The organism is Lentzea fradiae, from assembly GCF_900100955.1.
Lineage (GTDB): Bacteria > Actinomycetota > Actinomycetes > Mycobacteriales > Pseudonocardiaceae > Lentzea > Lentzea fradiae.
Map to the genome: position 1 here is coordinate 100,762 of NZ_FNCC01000009.1, position 18,486 is coordinate 119,247.

20 protein-coding genes are annotated in these 18,486 nt (G+C 71.9%); 7 read left to right on the plus strand and 13 right to left on the minus strand.

Annotation, left to right across the window (positions count from 1 at the left end):
- Window positions 1-316: 316 nt before the first annotated feature.
- Both BLT23_RS22040 and BLT23_RS22045 read right to left on the minus strand, forming a co-directional pair.
- Window positions 317-787: a DUF5980 family protein gene (locus tag BLT23_RS22040; protein ID WP_090051734.1), complete on the minus strand. Its 471-nt coding sequence runs from the start codon at window positions 785-787 to the stop codon at window positions 317-319.
- Window positions 788-849: 62 nt separating this feature from the next.
- The gene (locus tag BLT23_RS22045; RefSeq protein WP_090051735.1) at window positions 850-1,821 is read right to left on the minus strand and encodes a helix-turn-helix transcriptional regulator; all 972 of its coding nucleotides are present in this window, start codon (window positions 1,819-1,821) and stop codon (window positions 850-852) included.
- A 62-nt stretch (window positions 1,822-1,883) separates the two neighbouring features.
- On the opposite strand from BLT23_RS22045, the gene BLT23_RS22050 reads away from it, so the two are divergent.
- Window positions 1,884-2,843 carry an alpha/beta fold hydrolase gene (locus tag BLT23_RS22050; protein ID WP_090051736.1) on the plus strand — a complete coding sequence of 320 codons (960 nt, stop codon included), beginning with the start codon at window positions 1,884-1,886 and terminating at the stop codon, window positions 2,841-2,843.
- On the opposite strand, the gene BLT23_RS22055 is transcribed toward BLT23_RS22050, so the two are convergent.
- Window positions 2,821-3,522 (minus strand): FadR/GntR family transcriptional regulator, encoded by a 702-nt coding sequence (locus BLT23_RS22055; RefSeq protein ID WP_090051737.1) that lies wholly within the window; start codon window positions 3,520-3,522, stop codon window positions 2,821-2,823. The two genes, BLT23_RS22050 and BLT23_RS22055, sit on opposite strands and share 23 nt — an antisense overlap.
- Before the next feature lie 149 nt (window positions 3,523-3,671).
- Here BLT23_RS22055 and BLT23_RS22060 point away from each other — a divergent pair, with 149 nt between their 5' ends.
- Genes BLT23_RS22060 through BLT23_RS22070 form a run of 3 tightly spaced genes read left to right on the plus strand, consistent with a single transcriptional unit; the run spans window position 3,672 to window position 7,714 of the window.
- Window positions 3,672-4,958 (plus strand): SLC13 family permease, encoded by a 1,287-nt coding sequence (locus BLT23_RS22060; RefSeq protein WP_090051738.1) that lies wholly within the window; start codon window positions 3,672-3,674, stop codon window positions 4,956-4,958.
- A gap of 4 nt (window positions 4,959-4,962) precedes the next feature.
- The gene (locus tag BLT23_RS22065; RefSeq protein WP_090051739.1) at window positions 4,963-6,369 is read left to right on the plus strand and encodes an acyl-CoA synthetase; all 1,407 of its coding nucleotides are present in this window, start codon (window positions 4,963-4,965) and stop codon (window positions 6,367-6,369) included.
- Window positions 6,353-7,714 (plus strand): carboxyl transferase domain-containing protein, encoded by a 1,362-nt coding sequence (locus BLT23_RS22070; RefSeq protein ID WP_245744091.1) that lies wholly within the window; start codon window positions 6,353-6,355, stop codon window positions 7,712-7,714. Before BLT23_RS22065 ends, BLT23_RS22070 begins: the two co-directional genes overlap by 17 nt.
- Here BLT23_RS22070 and BLT23_RS40860 read toward each other — a convergent pair.
- Genes BLT23_RS40860 through BLT23_RS22095 form a run of 6 tightly spaced genes read right to left on the minus strand, consistent with a single transcriptional unit; the run spans window position 7,696 to window position 11,466 of the window.
- On the minus strand, window positions 7,696-7,860 hold the full coding sequence (locus tag BLT23_RS40860) for a hypothetical protein (protein WP_176946871.1): 165 nt from the start codon (window positions 7,858-7,860) through the stop codon (window positions 7,696-7,698). The genes BLT23_RS22070 and BLT23_RS40860 overlap by 19 nt on opposite strands.
- An 18-nt stretch (window positions 7,861-7,878) precedes the next feature.
- Complete coding sequence (locus BLT23_RS22075) at window positions 7,879-8,184, minus strand: hypothetical protein (RefSeq protein WP_090051740.1); 306 nt, start codon at window positions 8,182-8,184, stop codon at window positions 7,879-7,881.
- Window positions 8,181-9,359, minus strand: a complete 1,179-nt coding sequence (locus BLT23_RS22080; RefSeq protein WP_090051741.1) for a cation:proton antiporter — start codon at window positions 9,357-9,359, stop codon at window positions 8,181-8,183. Before BLT23_RS22080 ends, BLT23_RS22075 begins: the two co-directional genes overlap by 4 nt.
- 5 nt (window positions 9,360-9,364) lie before the next feature.
- Complete coding sequence (locus tag BLT23_RS22085; RefSeq protein WP_090051742.1) at window positions 9,365-9,838, minus strand: cation:proton antiporter regulatory subunit; 474 nt, start codon at window positions 9,836-9,838, stop codon at window positions 9,365-9,367.
- A 9-nt stretch (window positions 9,839-9,847) separates the two neighbouring features.
- Window positions 9,848-10,489, minus strand: a complete 642-nt coding sequence (locus BLT23_RS22090; RefSeq protein ID WP_090051743.1) for a response regulator — start codon at window positions 10,487-10,489, stop codon at window positions 9,848-9,850.
- On the minus strand, window positions 10,486-11,466 hold the full coding sequence (locus BLT23_RS22095) for a sensor histidine kinase (RefSeq protein ID WP_245744092.1): 981 nt from the start codon (window positions 11,464-11,466) through the stop codon (window positions 10,486-10,488). The genes BLT23_RS22090 and BLT23_RS22095 overlap by 4 nt, the downstream gene beginning before the upstream one ends.
- A gap of 558 nt (window positions 11,467-12,024) precedes the next feature.
- On the opposite strand from BLT23_RS22095, the gene BLT23_RS40865 reads away from it, so the two are divergent.
- Window positions 12,025-12,201: a hypothetical protein gene (locus tag BLT23_RS40865; RefSeq protein ID WP_176946872.1), complete on the plus strand. Its 177-nt coding sequence runs from the start codon at window positions 12,025-12,027 to the stop codon at window positions 12,199-12,201.
- On the opposite strand, the gene BLT23_RS22100 is transcribed toward BLT23_RS40865, so the two are convergent.
- Window positions 12,155-12,832 (minus strand): winged helix-turn-helix transcriptional regulator, encoded by a 678-nt coding sequence (locus BLT23_RS22100; RefSeq protein ID WP_245744093.1) that lies wholly within the window; start codon window positions 12,830-12,832, stop codon window positions 12,155-12,157. The two genes, BLT23_RS40865 and BLT23_RS22100, sit on opposite strands and share 47 nt — an antisense overlap.
- A 121-nt stretch (window positions 12,833-12,953) precedes the next feature.
- Between BLT23_RS22100 and BLT23_RS22105 the strand changes: the two genes are divergently transcribed.
- On the plus strand, window positions 12,954-14,168 hold the full coding sequence (locus tag BLT23_RS22105; RefSeq protein ID WP_090051746.1) for an MFS transporter: 1,215 nt from the start codon (window positions 12,954-12,956) through the stop codon (window positions 14,166-14,168).
- Here the strand turns inward: BLT23_RS22105 and BLT23_RS22110 are convergent.
- Window positions 14,155-14,748, minus strand: a complete 594-nt coding sequence (locus tag BLT23_RS22110) for a helix-turn-helix domain-containing protein (RefSeq protein WP_090052056.1) — start codon at window positions 14,746-14,748, stop codon at window positions 14,155-14,157. The genes BLT23_RS22105 and BLT23_RS22110 overlap by 14 nt on opposite strands.
- Before the next feature lie 68 nt (window positions 14,749-14,816).
- On the opposite strand from BLT23_RS22110, the gene BLT23_RS22115 reads away from it, so the two are divergent.
- Window positions 14,817-15,773 carry an alpha/beta fold hydrolase gene (locus BLT23_RS22115; RefSeq protein WP_090051747.1) on the plus strand — a complete coding sequence of 319 codons (957 nt, stop codon included), beginning with the start codon at window positions 14,817-14,819 and terminating at the stop codon, window positions 15,771-15,773.
- Here BLT23_RS22115 and BLT23_RS22120 read toward each other — a convergent pair.
- Window positions 15,763-17,235: an amidase gene (locus tag BLT23_RS22120; RefSeq protein ID WP_090051748.1), complete on the minus strand. Its 1,473-nt coding sequence runs from the start codon at window positions 17,233-17,235 to the stop codon at window positions 15,763-15,765. The two genes, BLT23_RS22115 and BLT23_RS22120, sit on opposite strands and share 11 nt — an antisense overlap.
- Window positions 17,236-17,318: 83 nt before the next feature.
- Complete coding sequence (locus tag BLT23_RS22125; RefSeq protein ID WP_245744094.1) at window positions 17,319-18,275, minus strand: patatin-like phospholipase family protein; 957 nt, start codon at window positions 18,273-18,275, stop codon at window positions 17,319-17,321.
- Window positions 18,276-18,486 lie beyond the last annotated feature (211 nt).

Sequence of the window (18,486 nt, forward strand, 5' to 3'; positions counted from 1 at the left end):
TCGACGCCGAACCGAACCCCGTTGCTGAACCTCCCATGCGACCCACCATCCCACCGTCACCGCCCCTCCGAAATGACGAGACCCGATCGGGGGCGAAGACACCTCCACGGGGCGGAGCAGCCCGGTCGGCAGGTGGCACACGGTGAACCCACGCGGCTCTCGGTTCCCGCGTCAGGGCTGCACTTCCGGCGAAGTTCCGAGTTCGTTTGCATTCGAGTGACCAACGCGGCGGCCCCGGCGCGGCAGACCGCTCCGCAGTGGAGCGAACGGTCTGCCGGCCGGGGCCGTTGTGCCGTCTACGTCGCGAGACGCATCACTAGTTCATGCAGTCGACCCAGTCCTCCGTGGTGACGACGATGTCGGCCGGGGTCGTCTGGGTCACGGTCCCGTCCGTCACCCAGATGTGCGCGGAGTAGGTTCCCAGCGGCACCGAGGCAGGGCCTTCCGCGGGCATGATCCCGAAGTACTTGGTCGAACCGTCGGGACGGACGAAGTGGTCGCTGGACCCGATCTCGTACTCCACGGAGGACCAGCCGGGTGGAAGATCACTCATCCCGGCCCTCAGGGACTTCCAGGTCCCGGTCACCTGGTATATGAAGTAGGAGCCGTGTTCCCGCTGGCCGGCCTGGACGCACATGCGGAGCGTCTTCTGCCACTGCGTCAGGTTCCACGCCGGGGTCTCCGAGGACGTCTGCGCCGAGGCGGTGACCGGCGAGCCGGCCAGTGTCAGCAGGAACACCGCGGCCAGGCTGAGCATCGATGTCGCGAGCCGGTACGTGATTCTCATGGAATCCTCCTGGTCTGGCTTGTCGAAGGCCCGGTCGAAGCTACTGACCCGAACTCAGAGCTCTATGAGAACCCGTCCCGATACGCGGAGCCGTAGCGGCCGGCGAGCGCGCGGCCCATCGCCGCCAGGTGGGCGCGCACGGACGGCGGACCGGTCACGTCGACCCAGTCGACCAGTCCCGCCAGCTCACCGGCGAGCGCGTACGCGTTGTAGCCCCTGACCACGACCTGCACGCGGCCGTCGGGTGCGGCCCCTCCCACCTCCAGGCGGTCGCCGATGATCATCCTGAGCCGGGACAGCTCGTGGGGCACGCACAGCGCCCTGGCCTCGAGGGGTGTCCGCCTGCGTTCGACCTCGCCGGCCAGCTCGCGCCAGCTCTCGGCGAGGTCGAAGCCGCTCGGGCGGCGCACCGGGTCGGTGGTCGGCTCGACGGACCTCACGCGGTCGATCCGGAAGGTCCGCCGGCCGGAGCCGGTGTCCGTGACGAGGTACCACCACGGTCCCTTGGCGACGATGCCCAGCGGGTGCACCGTTCGCTCCGTGCCCGCACCGGTGCCGTCGACGTAGCCGATCCGCGCCTGGACGCCGCGAATCACCGCGTCCTGCAGCTCGTCGAGCAACGGCGGCGTCCGCCGCTCCACCCTGCTGCCACCCCACGGTCGCGGGTCCACGACCAGTGCCGACGCCGCGGCTTCCGCCTGCACCCGGAAGGGTTCCGGCAGGGCCAGGACGAGCTTGCGCAGCGCGGCTTTCACGGCGGGGGTGGCGGCGGAGGCGGGACCGGCGACCAGGAACAGGGCGCGGGCCTCGCTCGCGGTCAGGCCGGACAGGTCGGTGCGGGCACCGCCGACCAGACGCCAGCCCCCTCCCCTGCCCTGCGTCGAGTACAGGGGCACACCGGCCCTGGCGAGGGCGTCGAGGTCGCGACGGGCGGTGCGCTCGGAGACCTCCAGCTCCCGCGCGACCTCCGCGGCCGTCACGTGCTCGCGCCGCTGCAACAGGAGGAGGACGGCCACCAGCCGGTCGGTTCCCACCCTGGGAACACTGGCACACAAACCGGTCACGGGTTGACCGGTTTAGCTCGCAGGATGGCCCCATGACGTTCCCCGAACCCACCACCGTCGCCGTCAACGGCGTGGAGCTCGAAGTCTTCGAGGCTGGACGGCACAATGCGGGCAACCCCGTCGTGCTCTGCCACGGCTGGCCCGAGCACGCCTTCGCCTGGCGGCACCAGATGCCCGCGCTCGCGGCGGCGGGCTACCACGTGATCGTCCCCAACCAGCGGGGTTTCGGGCGCTCGTCCCGTCCGGCCGGGGTCACGGAGTACGACATCGAGCACCTGACGGGTGATCTCGTCGCGCTCCTCGACCACTACGGCTACGACGACGCCACCTTCATCGGCCACGACTGGGGCGCGTTCGTCGTCTGGAGCCTCGCCGTGCTGCACCCGAAGCGCGTGTCCAGGCTGGTCAACCTGAGCCTGCCCTACCTCGAACGCGGGGAGAGGCCCTGGATCGAGGTCCTGGAGGACGTGGCCGGCACCGACTCGCACCTCGTCCACTTCAACCGCCACCCCGGTGTCGCCGACGCTGTGTTCGAGGAGAACACCTCCCGGTTCCTGCGCAACCTCTTCCGCAAGAACGAGCCACCACAGCCACCGCGGCCGGGTATGCCGCTGCTCGCACTCGCCCAAGCGGAAACGCCACTCGGCGACCCTTTGATGAGCGAGAGCGACCTGGGCGTCTTCGTCTCCGCCTTCGAGTCGTCGGGGTTCACGGCCGGCCTGAACTGGTACCGCAACCTCGACCGCGACTGGCACCTGCTGTCGGGCGCCGATCCCGTCGTCCACCAGCCGTCGCTGATGGTCTACGGCGACCGGGACACGATCCCGAGGTCCACGACCCTGCACCGGTTCGTGCCCGCCGTGGACGTGGTCAGCCTGGACTGCGGGCACTGGATCCAGCAGGAGAGGCCGGACGAGCTGAACCGGGTGGTCCTGACGTGGCTGGAACGCCAGGCCGTCCCCGCGGCGGTCAGTCTTCCGGCACCCAGCTGAGCAGCCGCACCTTCGCGACGGTGCGCACGTGCCTGCGCATCGCCGCGGCGGCCTTCTTGCCGTCGCCCGCGGCGATGGCCTCGTAGATCGCCGTGTGCTGCGCGAGCGACCGGGACGGACGGCCCGGCTGGCGCAGCGACTCGGTGCGGCTCTCGGTGATCTGGGCGGCGATGGTCTTCATGAAGTCCGCGAGCAGCGAACTGTGGGCGGCGGCGGTGACGGCGGCGTGGAAGCGGCGATCGCCTTCCACGCCGTTGTCGCCGTTCTCGACCTCCTCGCGCATGAAGGCGAGGGCCTGCCGGATGTCCTCCAGCTCGGCCTCGGTGCGGCGTTCGGCGGCGAGCTCGGCGAGCTTGGTCTCCAGGGCCTCGCGGGCCTCCAGCACCTCCGGGAGCCGCTCGCGGCGCTCCACCAGCCGTTCGACCGGCTCCACGTCGAGGGTGTCGCGGACGAGGTAGGTGCCGCCGCCGTGCCGGGCCTCGACCAGGCCCTGCACCTCCAGCACCACGATCGCCTGCTTGACCGACGCGCGGCTCACGCCGAGGCTCGCCGCCAGGTCGCGTTCGGCGGGCAGCCTGTCCCCCGCCTTCAGCCCCGTCTCGGTGACGTGGGCGCGCAGCCGTTCGAGCACCTGCTCGTACAGGCGGGACTTGACCACGGGCCGCAGTGCCTCGGACATCCGCCCAGGATATCGGGCCAAGTGGCTCAGCCACTAGGCCACCTCTTGACAGCGGGTCGAGCGAGGGCGGAAAGTGGCTGAGCCACTTGGCCACTGTGAGCCCGGCCACCCGCCCCCCCTGCGCGAGGCCCTGACGACGGGAGCCCTGCATGTCAGCCGAACTGGTCTCGATACTCGTGCTGGTCGTGGTGTTCGTGATCGCCACGACGCGGTCGATCAACATGGGGGCGCTGGCGTTCGCCGCGGCCTTCGGGGTCGGCACGCTGGTCGCGGACATGGAGACCGACGACATCTTCAAGGGCTTCCCCGGCTCGTTGTTCGTGGTGCTGGTCGGGGTGACGTTCCTGTTCGCCATCGCGCGGGCCAACGGGACCACGGACTGGCTGGTGCACCGGGCGATCCGGCTGGTCGGCGGCCGGATCGCGCTGATGCCGTGGGTGATGTTCGCGATCACCGGCGTGCTGACGGCGATCGGCGCGGTCAGCCCGGCGGCGGTCGCGATCGTCGCGCCGATCGCCATGGGGTTCGCGGCCAAGTACCGGATCAACCCGCTGCTGATGGGTGTGATGGTGGTGCACGGCGCGCAGGCCGGCGGTTTCTCCCCCATCAGCATCTACGGCACGATCGTCAACGAGATCGTGGCCAAGGAAGGGCTGCCGGGCGGCGAGGTCGTGCTGTTCCTGGCGAGTCTCGTGGTGAACCTGCTGATCGCCGCCGTGGTGTTCGTGGCGCTCGGCGGCATGAAGCTGGCGCGGCGCGCCGTCGACACGCCCGCACTCGTCCGCACCGGGAGCGGGGCCGGTGACGACGCCGACGATGTGGAGGAAGAACGCGTCACGCTGACCGCGCCGCGCATCGCCACCCTCGTCGGCCTGGTCGCGCTGGTCATCGCGGCGCTGGGCTTCGACCTCGACGTCGGCCTCGCCGCCATCACCGTCGCCGTGCTGCTCAGCGTGGTGTGGCCGGAGACGTCCAAGCAGGCCATCACCCAGATCACCTGGCCGACCGTGCTGCTGATCTGCGGCATCCTCACCTACGTCGCCGTGCTCCAGACGATGGGCACGATCAAGTGGGCGGGCGACTCCGTCGCCGGGGTCGGCGCTCCCCTGCTCGCGGCGCTGCTGATCTGCTACATCGGCGCGGTCGTGTCGGCGTTCGCCTCGTCGGTCGGCATCATGGGCGCGCTGATCCCGCTGGCCGTGCCGTTCCTGCTGCAGGGCGAGGTCAGCTCGGTCGGGCTGATCGCGGCCCTCGCCGTGTCCGCGACGGTCGTCGACGTCAGCCCGTTCTCCACCAACGGCGCCCTTGTCCTCGCGGGCGCTCAGGATGTCGATCGCGACACGTTCTTCAAGCAGCTCATGGTCTACGGCGGGATCATGGCGGCGGCGGCGCCCCCACTGGTCTGGCTCGCCCTCGTCGTCCCGGGAACCTGGTGAGGTCATGTTCGACTTGCAGTCCGGCCGCGTCGCCCTCCGCTTCGGCGACCGCTCCCTGACCCACGCCGAGCTGGCGTCCTGCGCCGGAGCGCTGGCCCGGCGGCTCGCCGGGTCGCCTCGGGTGGCCGTGTGGGCCACCCCGGCCATCGAGACGTGCGTGGCGGTCGTCGCGGCCCTGCTCGCCGGGGTGCCCGCCGTGCCGCTCAACCCGAAGGTCGGCGAGCGCGAGCTGGCGCACATCCTCGGCGACAGCGCGCCCGCGAGCGTGCTGGCGGCTCCCGGCGTGGAGCTCCCGGCGGGGCTCGCGGACCTGCCGCGCCTGGACGTCACGCTGGAGGGCGGGGACGGCGAGCTGCCCGCCGAACCCGGTGCCGAGGCACCTGCGCTGATCGTCTACACCTCGGGCACCACCGGCTCGCCGAAGGGCGTCGTGCTGCCGCGACGGGCGATCGTGTCGACGTTGGACGCCATCGCCGAGGCGTGGGAGTGGACCGAAGACGACGTGCTGGTGCACGCGTTGCCGTTGTTCCACGTGCACGGGCTGATCCTCGGTGTGCTGGGGCCGTTGCGCCGCGGCGGCACCCTGAACCACCTCGGGAAGTTCTCGACCGAGGCGGTCACGCGGGCGTTGCAGGACGACGGCACGATGATGTTCGGCGTCCCGACGATGTACCACCGCATCGCCGAGGAGGTCGGTGCCGACGGGGAGCTGGCGGCGGCGTTGAAACGGGCCCGGCTGCTGGTCTCGGGATCGGCCGCGCTGCCGGTGCGCGACCACGAGCGGATCGCGGCGGCGACCGGGCAGCGGGTGGTCGAGCGGTACGGCATGACCGAGACGCTGATGAACACCAGCGTGCGCGCGGACGGCGACCGCAGGCCCGGCGCGGTCGGCCTGCCGCTGCCCGGCGTCGAGGTGCGGCTGGCCGGTGACGACGGCGCGGTGCTGGACGAGCCCGGCGCGATCGGCGAGATCCAGGTGCGCGGGCAGAACCTGTTCACCGAGTACCTGAACCGGCCCGACGCGACCGCGGAGGCGTTCGCGGACGGCTGGTTCCGCACCGGCGACGTCGGCACGCGCGACCCCGACGGCTACTACCGGATCGTCGGCCGCAAGGCGACGGACATCATCAAGAGCGGCGGCTACAAGATCGGCGCGGGCGAGATCGAGAACGCGCTGCTGGAGCACCCCGCGGTGAAGGAGGTCGCGGTCACCGGCGAACCGGACGACGACCTCGGCGAACGGATCGTCGCCTGGGTCGTGCCCTCCGGCGACGCACCGGCGGCCGACGAGCTGTCCGACCACGTCGCCCGCCTGCTCACCCCGCACAAGCGGCCCCGCCGGGTGCGGTTCGTGGAGTCGTTGCCGCGCAACGACATGGGCAAGGTGATGAAACGTGCCCTCGGAACGTGAGCCTGCCCGCGCGCTGGCCGGGCGGCTGACGGAGGTCTTCACGGAGTTCGCCGGCGAAGAGTTCCCCGGCGAACCGGGTCACTGGTCCGCCGACGGCCCGCTGGGCTGGCCCGGCTACGGCGACGCGCTGGTCACGGCCTCGGCCCAGACCGGCGAACGCGAGTCCGTCGTGTGCGGGGTCGCCGAGATCGGCGGTGTGCGGGCCGTCCTGGTGGCGTTCGAGTTCGGCTTCCTCGGCGGCTCCCTCGGCACCCGCACCGGGGCCCGCATCGAGCACGCCTTCACGCGGGCCCGTGAGCTGCGCGTGCCGGTCGTGTCGCTGGTCGCGACCGGGGGCAGCCGGATGCAGGAGGGCACGCTCGCGCTGATGCAGCTGCCGCGGATCGCCCGGCAGCTCACGCTGCACCGCGAGGCGGGGCTCGCCCACGTCGCCGTGCTGCGCGACCCGACGACCGGCGGCGGCTGGGCCACGCTCGGGGCGGGCGCGGACGTCGTGCTCGGGCTGCGCGGCGCCCAGGTCGGGTTCGCCGGGTCGCGGGTGCGGCCACCGGGGTACTCGGTGTCGCAGCAGTTCTCGGCGGGACTGGTCGACCAGCTGATGCCGGTCGAGGAGCTGCCGGCCCGGCTGCGGCGATGGCTGCGGCTGCTCACCACGCCCGCCGCGGAGGCCGCGCCCGTTCCGGCGGCGCTGGGTGCCACGACGTTGCCGGAGACCGGCTGGGAGGCGGTGCACCGGGCGCGGGCGCCGCTCCGCCCGCACGCCGAGGACTACCTGGCCGCCTACTTCGCCTGGCACGAACCCGTCAGCGGCGACCGGGCCGGCGGCGTCGACCCCGGCGTGCTGTGCGGGTTCGGGCAGCGCGGCGGCGTGACGTACGCGTACGCGGCGCAGTGCGGCACGGCCACCCGTCCCGCCGGGTTCCGCACGGCCGCGCGTCTCGTCCGGCTCGCCGACCGGCTGGGCGTCCCGGTGCTGACGCTCGTCGACACCCCCGGCGCCGCGAACGACGCGGCGGCGGAGAAGGCGGGCGCGGGGGCGGCGATCGCGGACCTGTTCACGGCGGTCGCCGCGGCCCGCGTGCCCGTCACGACCTTGTTGATCGGGGAAGGCGGGTCCGGGGGCGCGCTGGCGTTCGCCTCGCCGGAGCGGATGTGGGTGACGCCGGACGCCTACCTCGCGGTGATCTCCCCCGAGCTGGCGGCGGCGATCCTGAAGCGCGACCCGTCACGGGTGCGCGAGACCGCGGACCAGCTGCGGCTGCGGCCGCAGGACCTGGTCGAGCTGGGCATCGCGCGTGGCCTCGCCCAGCTCGACCGGCCGGCGGGTCAGGCGAGCGTCAGGTAGAGCACCGCGAACAACGAGCTGGGCACGCACAGCGTGACCAGGCCGACGACGCCGTAGAACGGTTCCTTCTTGGCCACCATCCACGCGAGCGCGCCGATTCCGAACAGGACGGACGCGGCGAGCAGCACCGCGGCAACGATCGACATCTCGACAGTTTCCTCAGGTCAGAGGTACGGGGAGCAGAGGCACCACCACAGCTGTGGTGGTGCCCGGCTCGACCACGGACCCGAGGTCGTTCCCTCGGCACTCTCCGCGCTCGCCAGGACGGCGAGCGCGGGTGACGACGGCGGCTGTGAGCCACCGCAGGCGCAGGGCACCGCCCAGCAGGCGTCTCCTGATGACGTCGTGTGCACGTGCACGGCCGAGACCGGGGCGTTCAGCCCCGTTCCCGGCTGGTCCGCTTCCGCGTGACGCGTGCTCGTGCCGACGAACGCCAGCAGCAGGGCCAGCAGGAGTGCCGGCCACCTCACGTCGTCGCAGCCCGCTTCCGGCGTGCGAAGAACTCGCCGATCGGCTCGACGAAGCGCGCCGCGATGGGACCGATGATCGCCATCAGCAGCACGTACGCGGTGGCGAGCGCCGCGAGCTGGTCGTTCACGTGCCCGGACGCCACGGCGAGGCCCGCGATGACGATCGAGAACTCCCCTCTGGCGACGAGCGCGGCACCCGTGCGTGCCCGGCCCATCGGCCCGATGCCCTGCCTGCGCGCGGCCCACCAGCCCGTCGCGACCTTCGTCAGCGTCGTCACGATCGCGAGCAGCACGGCCATCAGCAGCACCGGCGGGATCGTGCTCGGGTCGGTGTTCAGGCCGAACACCACGAAGAACATCGCGGCGAACAGGTCGCGCAGCGGCTCCAGCAGGCGCGTCGCGTTCTCGGCGGTGGAGCCGGAGATCGCGATGCCGAGCAGGAACGCGCCAACTGCGGCGGACACCTGCAGCTCGGAGGCGATGCCCGCGACGAGCAGCGCGGAACCGAGGAGCTTGAGCAGGAACACCTCGTGGTCGGGGCTGTCGACGACGGCGGAGATGATCCGGCCGTACTTCAGCGCCACCACGAGCACGACGGTGATGGCGAGCAGCGAGATGCCGACCGAGGTGAGGCCGCCGAGGAAGCTGACGCCCGCCAGCACCGCGGTGAGCACCGGCAGGTAGACCGCCATCGCGAGGTCCTCGAAGACCAGCACCGACAGGATCACCGGGGTCTCGCGGTTGCCGAGCCGGCCGAGGTCGCCGAGGACCTTCGCGATGATGCCGGACGACGAGATGTAGGTGACGCCCGCCATCGCGAGCGCGCCGACAGGTCCCCAGCCGAGCATCAGCGCCACGATGGCGCCGGGAGCGGCGTTGAGGACGATGTCGAGAAGACCCGCCATCCAGGACTTCTTCAGACCGGTGGTGAGCTCGGACGCCGAGTACTCGAGTCCCAGCAGCAACAGCAGCAGCACCACGCCGATCTCACTGGCGAGGTGCGTGAACTCCTCGATGCCGTGCAGCGGGATGAGTCCGCCGGAGCCGAACGCCAGACCACCGACGAGGTACAGCGGGATGGGCGAGATCCCGAATCTCCACGCGACCCTGCCGAGCAGGCCCAGACCGAAGAAGACCGCACCCAGCTGGATCAGCGCGATCGTTGTGTCGTGCACGTGCCTCAGCCGCCCGTCAAGATGTCCGCGGCGGCATCGAGGCCCTCCGCGGTGCCGACGACGACCACGAGGTCGCCGCTCTGGAACTGGAACTCGGGACCCGGTGACGGGTGCGCGTTGCCCGACCGCACCACCGCGACGATGGACGCGCCCGTCCGGGTGCGCAGCGAGGTGTCGCCGAGGGTGCGGCCCGCGAACGCGGCGACCGGCAGCTGACGGGTCGTGATGCCCGCGATGTCGCGGTGCTCGCGGTCGAGCTGGGACACGAGCTTCGGCGCCCCGAGCAGCCCTGCCAGCGTCCCGGCCTCCTCCGGCGCGAGCGGGATCGACGCCGCGGTCGCGTCCGGGTCGTCCTGCTTGGACAGGATGAGCTCGAACTTGCCGTCGCGGTAGCTGATCACGCCGACCCGGCGGCCGGAACGGATGGAGAAGTCCTGCCTGACCCCTATGCCGGGCAGGGGCGTCACTTCGACGTTCACTCGTGTTTCCTAGGGTTCGATGAGCCCGGCGCGGATCGCGTACCGGGTGAGTTCGAGACGGTCCTTGAGCCCGAGTTTCTGCAGCAGGTTGGCCCGGTGCCGCTCGACGGTCTTGACGCTGATCACGAGCATGTCGGCGATCTCCCTGGAGGAGTGCCCCTCCGCGACCAGCTTGAGGATCTCCTCCTCCCGGTCGGTGATCGTCCGCGGTGGCAGCCCCTCCTTCGCCCGTTCCAGGTAGTTGCGGATCAACGAGTTGACCGCGCCGGGGTACAGGAACGGTTCACCGCGCATCGCCGACCGGCACGCCTCCACGAGGTCTCGGTCGGCGACGGACTTGAGCACGTACCCCGACGCGCCCGCCTTGAGCGCCTCGAAGAAGTACTGCTCGTTGTCGTACATCGTCAGGATGAGGATACGAAGATCGGGCAGCAGCCGTGACAGCTCCCGCGCGGCTTGCAGCCCCGTGAGCCGCGGCATGGCGATGTCGAGGATCGCGAGGTCCGGCAGCTCGTTCTTCGCGAGGCTGATCGCCTCCGCGCCGTCACCGGCCTCGCCGACCACCTCGAGGTCCGGCTCGTTGTCGAGGATCATCCGGACGCCGCGCCGGACGAGCGCGTGGTCGTCCGCCAGCAGGATGCGCACCGTCATTCACTCGCCGCCTTCACCACGAGCCGAACCTCGGTGCCCCGCGCCCCGGCGGGGCCGACCCCGAGCTCGGCGCCCACCAGGAGAGCCCGTTCCCGCATTCCCCGGATGCCGGCGCCCTCCGGACTGGAACCGATCCCCCTGCCGTTGTCGGTGAGCCTCAGCTCGACGTGCGACGGCCGCCGCTTGAGGCAGAGCTCGATCTCGGTGGCGGCGGCGTGGCGGACGGTGTTCGTGAGGCCCTCCTGGGCGACCCGGTAGACCACCAGCTCGGTCTCGGCGTCGAGCGGGGGCAGGTTCTTGTCGAAGGACCGCCGCACGGTGATGTCGGTCTGGGCGGAGATCTCGGTCGTCAGCGACTTGAGCGCGCTCACGAGGCCCAGCTCCTCCAGCACACCGGGACGCAGCCTGCGCGCGATGCGGCGGATCTCGTCGAGCGTGCTACGCGTCGTCTCCTGCGCCTGCACCAGCTCCTCGCGCACCTCCGGCGGCGACTGGTCGGACACCCGCTTGAGACTGAGCAGCACGGCCGTCAGCGACTGCCCGACCTCGTCGTGCAGCTCCTGGGCGATCCGCCGCCGCTCCGACTCCTGCGCCGACAACGCCATCGCCGCGCTGTGCCCGCGCTCGGCCTCCAGCCGGTCGATCATGCTGTTGAACGTGGTGATCAGCTCCGCGATCTCCCCGTGTCCCTTGGCGACCAGCCGCGGCCCCGGCTTCAGCAGGTCGATGGTCGTCATGGCGCGGGTGAGCCGCCCCAGCGGCGCGAGCCCGATCCTGATCAGGACCGCGTTGGCGATCAGCATCACCCCGAGGCCCGCCGTGAGCACGAGCACCTCGCGCAGCAGGGCCGGGGTGGAGACCGTGGCGGGCCCGAACACCAGCACGTTGGCGGCCGCGACCAGGACGAGGGCGTTCAGCAGGAAGATCCGCCCGAACAACGACACACGCGCCGCCTCTCCGTGATCACTTCCCGCCACGCCTGCGAGGCTGACGTGCGGGAAGCCACCTGTCCATCCGTGGTGACACCCATGTTCTCCTCTGGCGGGAAGGGGCGCTGGTCGATCGGGCCCGAGGTGGGGATGATCACGGTCTACCTGGGCGTTTGCGGTGGTGGAGGTCACGGGGCGGGAGGTGGCGCCCCGGCGGGCGGTGGGGGTGCGGCGCCCGGCGGCGTGGTGGGTGCTGCGGAGTGCGCCGGCGCCTGGGCTGTGAGATGGAGCGGCGGTGCGGCCCAACTCGTTGCAACGGCACGGCGTCGCGATGCGTCACAGGGACAGGACGACCCGGTGTGACGGACGCGGCACCGCCGCGCCGCACCGCGAGCGCCCCACCCGGCCCCCGCCGCGCCGCGCGTAGTCGCTGGCCAGCGGCCCGCCTCTGGTGGCCAACCCCCACGCGGGCGCGGTCGCGCCACCCATCCCCGCCTGCTCCTGGGTGTCCCGCTCCGCTCGCGTGGGTGCCGCGACGGATCGATAAAAAAGGACAAATTGCCCATGGTGGAGCCAAGACGCCCTCAACCAGCCCTGGGAGGCGCCATGACCCCCACCTCCACCCGCACCCCGACCCGCCGGCCGCTGCGCGCCTGGCCGTTCTACCTCGTCGCGCTCGCCCTGGTGATCGCCGGCGTGCTGCTCCCGCACGCGCTGATGATCGCGGCGGGACTGATCATCGCGGGGTCGGCAGGTCTCGCTCACAAGCCTGCGGATAGGTGAAGACGCGCAGGAACGTGTCGAACAGCTCGCGGGGGCCGTCGAGATCGACGCGCCCCTCGCGGGCCGCTTTCACGAAGGACCGGTAGGCGGGCGGCTCGCCCTCCTCGAAGCGCGCGGTGATCACCAGGTCGGCCCCGTCCTCGACGGGCCCGAGACCGGACGTCAGCGCGCCGTCGGCCAGCCGGGCGTGGATCACGGTGTCACCCAGGCGCAGTTCCCACGACGCGGTGAGCCCGGCCGCCTCGGACGGCTGGAAGGCTCCGCGCAGGTTCAGCACGGCGCCGTCGGGTGAGGCCACGTAGCCCGGCTGCGGTTCCCCCAGCTGCGACGAGCCCCAGCGGCCCAGTGCGATCAGGGCCGGTTCCAGCGCCCTGCCCACCTCGGTCAGCGTGTAGACGACGCCCCGCCGCGGGGCGGGGGCCACCCGGCGTTCGACGATGCCCGCCTGTTCCAGCTCCTTGAGCCGGGTCGAGAGCACGTTCGTCGGGATGCCGCGCAGGCCCTCCTGGAGGTCGGTGTAGCGGCGCGGGCGGACTGTGAGGTCGCGCACGACCAGCAGCGCCCACCGCTCGCCCACCAGCTCCAGCGCGCGGGCGATTCCGCAGTACTGGGCGTAGTCACGGCGTTTCACGCCTCTCACCATAGCTCGCTTGTCCAGCGATACAAGACTTTTTAAAGAAAAGTTTACTTGCAATAACGAAGTGGCGTCCCTAGCGTCGGTGGCCTCAGCCCTCCCACCGAAGGAAGCCGCCATGACCGCCGTCCTCGACCGACCCGTCACCGCCGCACCACGGACGCTGCCGCGCGGCGTCGCCTTCGCGGGCATCTCGGCGGCGATGGTCGCGATCCTCGTCGCGGCCGGGGCGCCCACGCCGTTGCTGCCGATCTACCAGGCCCAGTGGGGTTTCCCGCCGTGGGTGCTGACGCTCGCGTTCGGCGCCTACGCGTTCGCCCTGCTCGTGACGATCCCCGTCGTCGGGTCGCTGTCGGACCACGTGGGGCGGCGGCCGTTGATGATCGGCGCGCTGGCGCTCGACCTCGTGGCGATGGTCGTGTTCCTGCTGTCTCCGTCGGTCGGCTGGCTGATCACGGCCAGGGTCGTGCAGGGCGTCGCGACCGCGGCGGCGTCGACGGCGGTCAGCGCGGCCGTCGTCGAACTGGCGCCGGAGCGGTACAAGAAGCTCGGTGCCCAGATGACGAGCCTGGCGCCGCTCGCGGGCCTGGGCATCGGCGCGCTCTACTCCGGACTGCTCGCGCAGTTCGCGTCGGACGCGGCGTTCGCGGTGTGGATGGTGCTGGTCGTGGTGATGTCGCTCGTGACACTGGTCGCCGTGTTCACGCCGGAGACCGCCACGCGCAAGCCCGGTGCGCTGGCGTCGCTGGTCCCGAGGATCTCCCTGCCCGCACAGGTGCGGCGGCTGTACGCGACGACGGTGCCGGGGATCGTCAGCGCGTTCATGATGATGACCCTCTACATGGGACTGGTCCCGGTCGTGCTGGTGGCGTTCTTCCACGTGCACAACCCCGTCGTCGGGGCGCTCGTCGCGTTCGTCGTGTTCGCGGTGGGCGCGGCCGTCTCCGCCTTCAGCGGCACGGTCCGCCCGCACCTCCTGCGGGTCGCCGGGGCAGGCGGGATCACGGCGGGCGCCGTCGTGTTCGTCGGGAGCATCGGCGCGCACTCGCTGGCGCTGGTCTGGGTGGCGGCGGTGCTGACGGGCGCGGGCATCGGCGCGGCGTTCGCCGGCACCACCCGCGGGCTCGTGCCTGAGGTGGCGCCGCACGAGCGGGCGGGGCTGTTCACCGCGGTCTACGTCGTCGGCTACGCCGGGATGGGCGTCTCCGCGATCGCCGCGGGCCTGGTGGCCGGGCTCGTCGGGCCCGCGGTCATGGCGTCCTGGTTCGGCGTCGTCACGGCCGTGGTGGCGCTGACCGGCGTCATCGCCACCACCCGCCTCAGCCGGGCGTGACGGGGCGGTGCGGCTCCTGCACGTGCGCCCGCACGCCCTGAGGGTCGAACAGCACGACCAGCTCCACCGCGCCGCCGTCCGCGCTGCCCAGCCAGTGTGGTGACGAGGTGTCGAACTCGGCGGCCTCCCCCGGCGGCAACGTCAGGTCGAGGTCGTCGAGCACGAGCCGCAACCGTCCGTTGAGGACGTAGAGCCACTCGAACCCGTCGTGCGTCTTCGGTTCCGGTTCGAGCGGCTCCGGCGTCGCCGGGATGAGCATCTTGAACGCCTGCACCCCGCCTGGCCGCCGGGACAACGGCACGAACGTCATCCCGAACTTGCGGATCGGCCGCAGGTGGATGCGCGGGTCACCGGTGCGCGGTGCGCCGACGAGCTCGTCGAGCGGCACGTCGTAGATGCGGGCCAGCGGCAGCAGCAGCTCCAGCGTGGCGCGGCGCTGCCCGCTCTCCAGCCGCGACAGCGTGCTCTCCGAGATGCCGGTGGTCGTGGCGACGTCGGCGAGGGTGATGCCGCGGTGGCGCCGCAACGCGCGAAGCCTCGGTCCAACGGCGTCGAGCACCTCTTCGGTTTCACGATCCACGCCGATCATCTTGCCGGAACGGCAAGATCGCGTGCCAAGCGGCGGTCGCGACGGCGAACCTGGGCCCCATGAAACGCCTCGTCCTCGCCTTGCTGCTCGCGATCACGGCCTGCGCCCCGTCCGAACCCGAAGCACCCGCCCACACCACCGTCACGCGCGACGACCCCGCGTTCCAGAACGGCTTCCGGCACGAGTTCGCGGACGTCGACGGCGTCCGGATGCACTACGTGACCGGCGGCAGCGGCACGCCGGTCGTGCTGCTGCACGGCTGGCCGCAGACCTGGTACGGCTGGTGGCCGATCATGCCCGAACTGGCGGAGCACCACACCGTCTACGCCCTCGACCTGCCCGGCCTCGGCGACAGCACCGGCGCCGCGACGAGCTACGACAAGGCCACGCTCGCGCGGTACGTCCACGGGCTCACCGAGAAGCTCGGGCTCCGGCAGCCGTCCGTCGTCGGTCACGACCTCGGCGCGGCCGTCGCGTTCCAGTACGCGAGCCAGTTCCCCGCCGACACCGCCCGCCTCGGCTACCTCGACCTGCCGTTGCCGGGGCCCGCGATCGACGCCCGCACGTACCGGAGGCTCAGCTGGCACATCGCCTTCCACTCGCAGCCCGAGGTCCCGGAGACGCTCGTGGACGACGACGTGCGCGACTACCTGCGGCTGTTCTACCCGCAGGTCTCCTACGGCGGCACGGCGTTCGGAGGCACGTCGGCCGCGTCCCCGTTCACCGACGCCGAGATCGACGAGTACGCCCGGACCTACCGCACCTCGCTGAAGAACGGGTTCGAGCTGTACCGGGCACTCGACCAGGACGTGCGCGACACCGAGGCCGCCGCACCCGTGCAGGCTCCCACCCTGGTCATGGCGGCGGAGGGCCAGGCGGAGGCGATCCGCGGCACGGTCGCCCCGCGGGTGACGAACGTCGTGCGGGCGGTCGGCGTGCCGCGTGCCGGGCACTGGCTCGTCGAGGAGAACCCGGAGTTCGTCACCGCGGAGCTGCTGCGCTTCCTCAGCTCATGACCGGGAAGCGGTCCACCCACGGCAGCGCCTCCTCCAGCTGCGCCGCCAGCTTGATCAGCAGCGACTCGCCCGCGAGCGGCGCGACGAACTGGACGCCGAGCGGCAGGCCGGCCGCGGTCCAGTGCAGCGGCAGCGAGATCGCGGGACGGCCGGTGAGGTTCGCGAGCTGCGTGTACGGCACCCAGCCCAGGTTGTCCCTGATCATGTCGTCGACGATCTTCGTGTGCCGCAGGAACCGCGCGGTGCGGGTCCGCAGCAGCACGTCGGTCGCCCGCCGCAACGACTCCGGCAGCTCGAACTGGCCGACCCGAGGCGGCGGGGTCGCGAGCGTCGGCGTCAGCAGCAGGTCGTAGGACTCGAAGAAGACGCTCAACCGGCGGGTGTGCTCGTGCCTGCGCTGCACGGCGTCCACGTAGTCGACGCTGCTCGTGGCGCGTCCCAGTGCCGCCATGAGCAGCGTGTCGCGTTCGAACGCGACGTCCGGCGCCCCGGTCAGACGCTTGGCGTCGGCGACCTTCCAGGCGAGGTTCACGAACCACGTCAGCAGGAAGTCCTTGGCGAGCGCGGCGTCGTCGAACGGCGCCCGCGGCAGCTCCTCGACATGGTGGCCGAGGTCGGTGAGCACGCGGACCGCCGTCTCGACGGCCTTGACCGCCTCGGGGTCGGGGTGCGGGTTGATCGCCGACGGCACCCGCACGCCGATCCGCAGCCGGCCGGGGTCCTGGCCGACGCACGACAGGAACGACCGCTCGGGCACGGCCACCGAGTACGGCCCTGACGGTTCGCCGCCGGAGATCACGTCAAACATCGCGGCCGTGTCGCGCACGGTCCGCGAGACGACGCCCTGCACCGCCGCGCCGTGCATCGGCTCGGCGGCCTCCGGCCCGGACGGGGTGAGCCCGCGTCCCGGCTTCAGCCCGACGAGCCCGCAGCACGCGGCCGGGATGCGGGTCGAGCCACCACCGTCGTTCGCCCCGGCGCACGGCACGATCCCGGCGGCCACCGCGGCCGCCGACCCGCCGGAGGACCCGCCGGGCGTGCGGTCGAGGTCCCACGGGTTGCGCGCGGGACCCCACGCGACGGACTCGCTGATGGCCTTGGCGCCGAACTCGGGCAGGTTGGTCTTGCCGAAGATCACCAGCCCGGCGTCCAGCCACCGCCTGACCACGGTCGAGTGCTCGGCGACCGGGTGCCGGGCGAGCGAGCGCGAGCCGTTGGAGGTGGGCAGGCCCGCGTAGTCCTGGCCGAGGTCCTTGATCAGGAACGGCACCCCGGCGAAGGGGCCGGTGAGGTCGTCCGACGGCGCGGCCGGCACGTCGCGGACGATCGCGTTCAGCTTCGGGTTCACCTCGGCGGCGCGGTCGCGCGCCGTCTGGAGGAGTTCGGCCGCGGACACCTGCTTGTCCGCGACGAGCCGGGCCAGGCCGGTCGCGTCGTACTTCCGGTACTCGTCGAAATCCACCCGATCAAGGTAACTGCCGGGCGACCTCGAAAACGGTGTCGCTCACGACGGCGGGTCCTGATCGCCACGTCGGCAGCCGGGCGTCATCGGGTCTCGTGTGCGCGGTCGAGCACGGACGCCAGCGCTTCGCGTGCGGCGGCCACACCGGTGTCGAACGCCGCCCGCAGCACGGCCGGGCCCCGTTCAGTGCGGCCGATCTGCGCGCTTCCCAGCGGTGGCCGGATCTGCAGGCACGCCGGGTGCGACTGGAGCGCGGCCTCCTCCTCCACCCACGACTCCACGCGGCGCAGCCACGGCTCGGCCGCTCCCGGCGCGTACCGGGCGAACCAGCGCGTCAGCAGCAGCCGTTCGGCGCGGGCCGGGGGCATCGCCACCTCGTCGCTGCGCCGGGTGCGCAGGGCGACGACGTGCGTGGCGCCCTGGGCGAGCGCGGTCCGCACCGGGACCATCTCCGTCAGTCCCGCGTCGACGTACGGGCGGCCGTCGATCACGACCGGTTCGCCCGCGAGCAGCGGCATCGCGGTCGAGGCGCGCAGCGCGGTCTGCACGCTCAGCGTGTCGTGGACGGTCTTGTGCAGGTCGGTGGACTCGCCGCTGAGGCCGTCCGTCGCCATCGGGTGGAACTCGACCGGGTTGTCCAGGATCTCCTGGAAGCCCATCGGCACGAGCTGCGTGTAGATGGTGTGGACGAGGTGCCGGGTGTCGACGACCGGGCGGCGGGTGAAGGCGCGGCGCGGGTTGATCGTCGTGCGCATGACCGCCGGGTCCCACCAGGCGTGCTTGCTCTGCTCGACACGCCCGCACAGCAGCCAGGCCGCGTTCAGGGTGCCCGCCGAGCTGCCGTAGACGGCGTCGAACAGCGGCAGCAGGCCGCCCTGTTCGATCGGGACGGTCATGCCGCTCGAGTAGGCGCCGCGCGAGCTGCCGCCCTCGACGAGCAGCACGAGGCGGGCGCCGTCGTCGCGCCTGCCCGGCACGCTGCGCCGCCGCTGCCGTTCGCGCAGCAGGCCGAGTACCGCTCCAGGTCCGTCACCGGTCACGACATCGAGTGAATCATGGTCCGGAAAACCGGTGGCGGCGGCTGCTACGGTGGTGGGGAGATCACCATTTCCGCCGAGGAGCTCGACGTGCTGACGGGTGAAGACGACAACGCAGGGTGAGCCCGCGTTGTGACAGGCCATCGACCGCGATGGCCGGTTTCGTCGTCCCCTCTTCCACTCGCGCGGAAGGCTGTGCCCCGCGCGCGGCACC

Bases quoted from the DNA above. Each gene is read 5' to 3' on its own strand.
- BLT23_RS22040 (WP_090051734.1), bottom strand. From the start codon at position 787: ATGAGAATCACGTACCGGCTCGCGACATCGATGCTCAGCCTGGCCGCG.
- BLT23_RS40865 (WP_176946872.1), top strand. From the start codon at position 12,025: ATGACCCCCACCTCCACCCGCACCCCGACCCGCCGGCCGCTGCGCGCC.
- BLT23_RS40860 (WP_176946871.1), bottom strand. From the start codon at position 7,860: ATGTCGATCGTTGCCGCGGTGCTGCTCGCCGCGTCCGTCCTGTTCGGA.
- BLT23_RS22105 (WP_090051746.1), top strand. From the start codon at position 12,954: ATGACCGCCGTCCTCGACCGACCCGTCACCGCCGCACCACGGACGCTG.
- BLT23_RS22050 (WP_090051736.1), top strand. From the start codon at position 1,884: ATGACGTTCCCCGAACCCACCACCGTCGCCGTCAACGGCGTGGAGCTC.
- BLT23_RS22055 (WP_090051737.1), bottom strand. From the start codon at position 3,522: ATGTCCGAGGCACTGCGGCCCGTGGTCAAGTCCCGCCTGTACGAGCAG.
- BLT23_RS22065 (WP_090051739.1), top strand. From the start codon at position 4,963: ATGTTCGACTTGCAGTCCGGCCGCGTCGCCCTCCGCTTCGGCGACCGC.
- BLT23_RS22060 (WP_090051738.1), top strand. From the start codon at position 3,672: ATGTCAGCCGAACTGGTCTCGATACTCGTGCTGGTCGTGGTGTTCGTG.
- BLT23_RS22115 (WP_090051747.1), top strand. From the start codon at position 14,817: ATGAAACGCCTCGTCCTCGCCTTGCTGCTCGCGATCACGGCCTGCGCC.
- BLT23_RS22090 (WP_090051743.1), bottom strand. From the start codon at position 10,489: ATGACGGTGCGCATCCTGCTGGCGGACGACCACGCGCTCGTCCGGCGC.